This is a genomic window from Mycobacterium sp. (genome assembly GCF_040398885.1).
Taxonomy (GTDB): Bacteria; Actinomycetota; Actinomycetes; order Mycobacteriales; family Mycobacteriaceae; genus Mycobacterium.
The window spans coordinates 1-3,634 of sequence record NZ_JBBATF010000225.1 but is presented as its reverse complement, the minus strand read 5'-3'; the positions used below and the strand labels follow the sequence as shown (position 1 = coordinate 3,634).

Below are 3,634 nucleotides of genomic sequence, written 5' to 3'. Positions count from 1 at the left end.
CGCTGCAGTTCGATCCGCAGGATGTCATAGGCGCGGTTGGCGTAGACCACCGTGGTGATGTCGAGATTCTCCCGCGCGTGCGTCCACAGCGCCGAGATGGTGTACATCGCCGAACCGTCGGACTCCAGGCACAGCACCGGCCGGTCGGGGGCCGCCACGGCCGCCCCCACCGCGACCGGAAGCGCGTAACCGATGGCGCCGCCGGTCAGCGTCAGCCAGTCGTGGGCCGGTGCCCCGGCGGTGGTCTGGGCCAGCAGGAACCCGGAGGTGTTGGACTCGTCGACCACGATGGCCCGGTCGGGCAGCAGCGCGCCGATCACCTCCGCCGAGGTCTGCACGCTCAGCGGCCCGGACGGCGGTTCAGGCCGCGCGGCCGGCGCCACCTCGGCCACCACATCGGGGGCGAGCCGGTCGGCCAGTTCGGTCAGCGCCGCCCCGGCCCCGACCGGGCCGGCCAGCGTGAGGACACCGCAGCCCTCGGGGACCAGATCGCTGGGCTTGCCGGGATAGCCGAAGAACGTCACCGGCGAAGCGGCGCCGGCGAGGATGAGTTGCGTGGTCCCCTCCAGTTGCGCGACGGCCGCCTCCCCGAAGTAGGCCACCCTCTCCACGGCCGGAATCCCTGCGCCGCGCTCCAGCCGGGTGGGGAAGGTCTCGCAGAACAGTCTCGCGCCGCACGTCTTCGCCAGCCGGGCCGCTGCCCGCAGGCCGTCACCGCGGGTGGCGTCGCCGCCGATGAGGATCACCGTCGCCTCGCCGGAGAGCAATGCGTCCTCGATGTCGGCGGTGTCGGGAGTGTAGGGGTTGACCTCGGGCACAACGGGTTCCGCGGTCTCCGCGCCGTCGGTCCAGGACACGTCAGCGGGCAGGATGACCGTGGCGATCCGCTGCTCGGCGCGGGTGAAGGTGATCGCGTCGACTGCGTCGGGCGCGACGTCGCCGGCGCTCATGGTCCGGCGCACCCATCCGGAGACCGTTCCGGCCACCGAGTCGATGTCGGATTCCAATGGTGCGTCGTACTTCTTGTGGTAAGTGGCGTGGTCGCCGACAACCACGAGCATGGGCACCCTGGCGCGGCGGGCGTTGTGCAGGTTGGCAAGTCCGTTGCCCAGACCCGGCCCGAGGTGCAGCAGCACCGCAGCCGGGTCACCCGAGATCCGCGCGTAGCCGTCGGCCGCGCCGGTGGCCACTCCCTCGAAAAGGGTTAGCACGCCGCGCATCTCGGGCACGGCGTCCAACGCGGCGACGAAGTGCATCTCCGATGTCCCCGGGTTGGCGAAACACACCTTCACCCCGTTGTCGACCAGTGTGGTGATGAGTGCCTGAGCGCCGTTCATCGGTCTGACTCTAGCCGGGGACATCGTCCCTGGCACCGCCGTGTTTGGCGTGCACCTCGTCGGCGGGGCGGGTCACGGTCTGCTCCTTGGCCCAGGTGTAGTCGGGCTTGCCCGCCGGTGAGCGTCTGATCTCGTCGACGATCCAGAGGCTGCGCGGAATCTTGTATCCGGCGATGTGACTGCGGACGAAGCTGTCCAGTTCGGTCAGCGCCGGGCGGGCGCCCTTACGGGGAGCGACAACGGCGGCCACGTGCTGTCCGTAGCGTTCGTCGGGCACACCGACGACGAGAGCGTCGAACACGTCGGGGTGGCCCTTCAGGGCGGCTTCGACCTCCTCGGGGTAGACCTTCTCTCCACCGGTGTTGATCGAGACGGATCCCCGGCCGAGCATCGTCACGGTGCCGTCCTCCTCGACCATCGCGTAGTCGCCGGGAATCGCGTAACGCACCCCGTTGATGGTGCGGAAGGTCTCCGCGGTCTTCTTCTCGTCCTTGTAGTAGCCGACCGGGATGTTGCCCCGTTTGGCCAGAATGCCGCGCACCCCGGATCCGGGCCGGACCTCGTTGCCCTCGTCGTCGAGGACGACGGTGTTCCTGTCGATGGCGACCCGCGGGCCGCCGGCCTGGGTCTGGCCCTTGGCGACGATGCTGGTGCCGCCGAACCCGGTCTCCGAGGAGCCGATGGAGTCGGTGATCACCCGGTTGGGCAGCAGTTCCAGAAAGCGGTCCTTGAGGCTCGGGGAGAACAGCGCGGCGGTGCTGGCGAGCAGGAACAGTGAGGACAGGTCCCGGTCGGCCGCGGCGGTCTCCAGCGCGTCGAGCAGTGGTCGGCCCATCGCGTCGCCGGTGAAGAACAGCAGGTTCACCTTGTTCCGCTCGATCGAGCGCCATACCTCGTCGGCCTCGAATTCCGGTGCCAGAACTACGGTTTGGCCGGCGAACAGCGCCATCCAGGTGGCCGACTGGGTGGCGCCGTGGATCATCGGCGGGATCGGGAAGCGGACCATCGGCGGGGCGGCGGCGGCCTGCTTGGCGTGTTCGAACTCGTCTTTGACGAATTCACCGGTGGCGAAGTCGGTGCCGCCGAGCAACACCCGGTAGATGTCCTCGTGCCGCCACATGACGCCCTTGGGGAAACCGGTGGTGCCGCCGGTGTAGAGCAGGTAGATGTCGTCGGCGCTGCGCTCGCCGAAGTCACGCTCCGGTGATCCCTGGGCGATCGCCTCGTGGAACTCCACTCCGCCGTACCGGCGGTAGTCCCTGTCGCTGCCGTCCTCAACGACCAGGACGGTCTTGACGCCGGGCGTCTCGGGCAGCACGTTGGCCACCCGGTCGGAGTACTGCCGTTCGTGCACGACCGCCACCATGTCGGAGTTCTCGAACAGGTAGCGCAACTCGCCCTCGACATAGCGGTAGTTGACGTTGACCAGAATCGCCCCGGCTTTGACGATGCCCAGCATCGCGATGACGATCTCGATCCGGTTGCGGCAGTACAGGCCGACCTTGTCGTCCTTGGTGACCCCCTGGTCGATGAGGTAGTGGGCGAAGCGGTTCGCCTTCTCCTCCAACTCGGAGTAGGTGATCTGCTCATCGCCGCAGATCAGGGCGATGCGATCCGGCACGGCGTCGATGGCGTGCTCGGCGAGGTCGGCGATATTGAGGGCCACGACCCCAAACTAGAACCTGTTACAGTTCTTTACAAGTGCGACGGAAGGCGGACGACGTGGCCCCCGAAAGTGCTCATGCCCTGATCGAGCAGCGCGGGCACGTTCTGATCGTGACGATGAATCGCCCCGAGGCGCGTAACGCGCTGTCCGGGGAGATGCTGCAGATCATGGTGGAGGCCTGGGACCGGGTCGACGACGATCCCGACATCCGGGTCTGCATCCTGACCGGGGCGGGCGGCTACTTCTGCGCGGGCATGGACCTCAAGGCCGCGACCGCCAAACCGCCGGGCGACTCGTTCGCCGACGGCAGCTACGACCCGTCGCGCATCGACGGTCTGCTCAAGGGCCGGCGGTTGACCAAACCGCTGATCGCCGCGGTCGAAGGCCCGGCCATCGCCGGGGGAACCGAGATCCTGCAGGGCACCGACATCCGGGTGGCCGGGCAGAGCGCGAAGTTCGGCGTCTCCGAGGCGCGCTGGAGCCTGTACCCGATGGGCGGATCGGCGGTCCGACTGGTGCGGCAGATCCCCTACACCGTCGCCTGTGATCTGCTGCTGACCGGCCGGCACATCACCGCCGCGGAGGCGCTGGAGTACGGGCTGATCGGGCATGTGGTGCCGGATGGCCAGGC

3 protein-coding genes are annotated in these 3,634 nt (G+C 68.5%); 1 reads left to right on the top strand and 2 read right to left on the bottom strand.

Annotated elements, in window-relative coordinates:
• Together ADBZ5U_RS15060 and fadD19 are read right to left on the bottom strand one after the other, a co-directional pair.
• On the bottom strand, positions 1-1,337 hold a 1,337-nt coding region (locus ADBZ5U_RS15060; RefSeq protein ID WP_526811535.1), incomplete at its 3' end, for an acetolactate synthase large subunit.
• 10 nt (positions 1,338-1,347) lie between these two features.
• Positions 1,348-3,003 (bottom strand): medium/long-chain-fatty-acid--CoA/3-oxocholest-4-en-26-oate--CoA ligase, encoded by a 1,656-nt coding sequence (gene fadD19 / locus ADBZ5U_RS15055; protein WP_526811533.1) that lies wholly within the window; start codon positions 3,001-3,003, stop codon positions 1,348-1,350.
• 116 nt (positions 3,004-3,119) lie between these two features.
• Here fadD19 and ADBZ5U_RS15050 point away from each other — a divergent pair.
• Positions 3,120-3,634, top strand: a 515-nt coding sequence (locus ADBZ5U_RS15050; protein WP_526811537.1) for a crotonase/enoyl-CoA hydratase family protein, incomplete at its 3' end; no start/stop codon positions are given.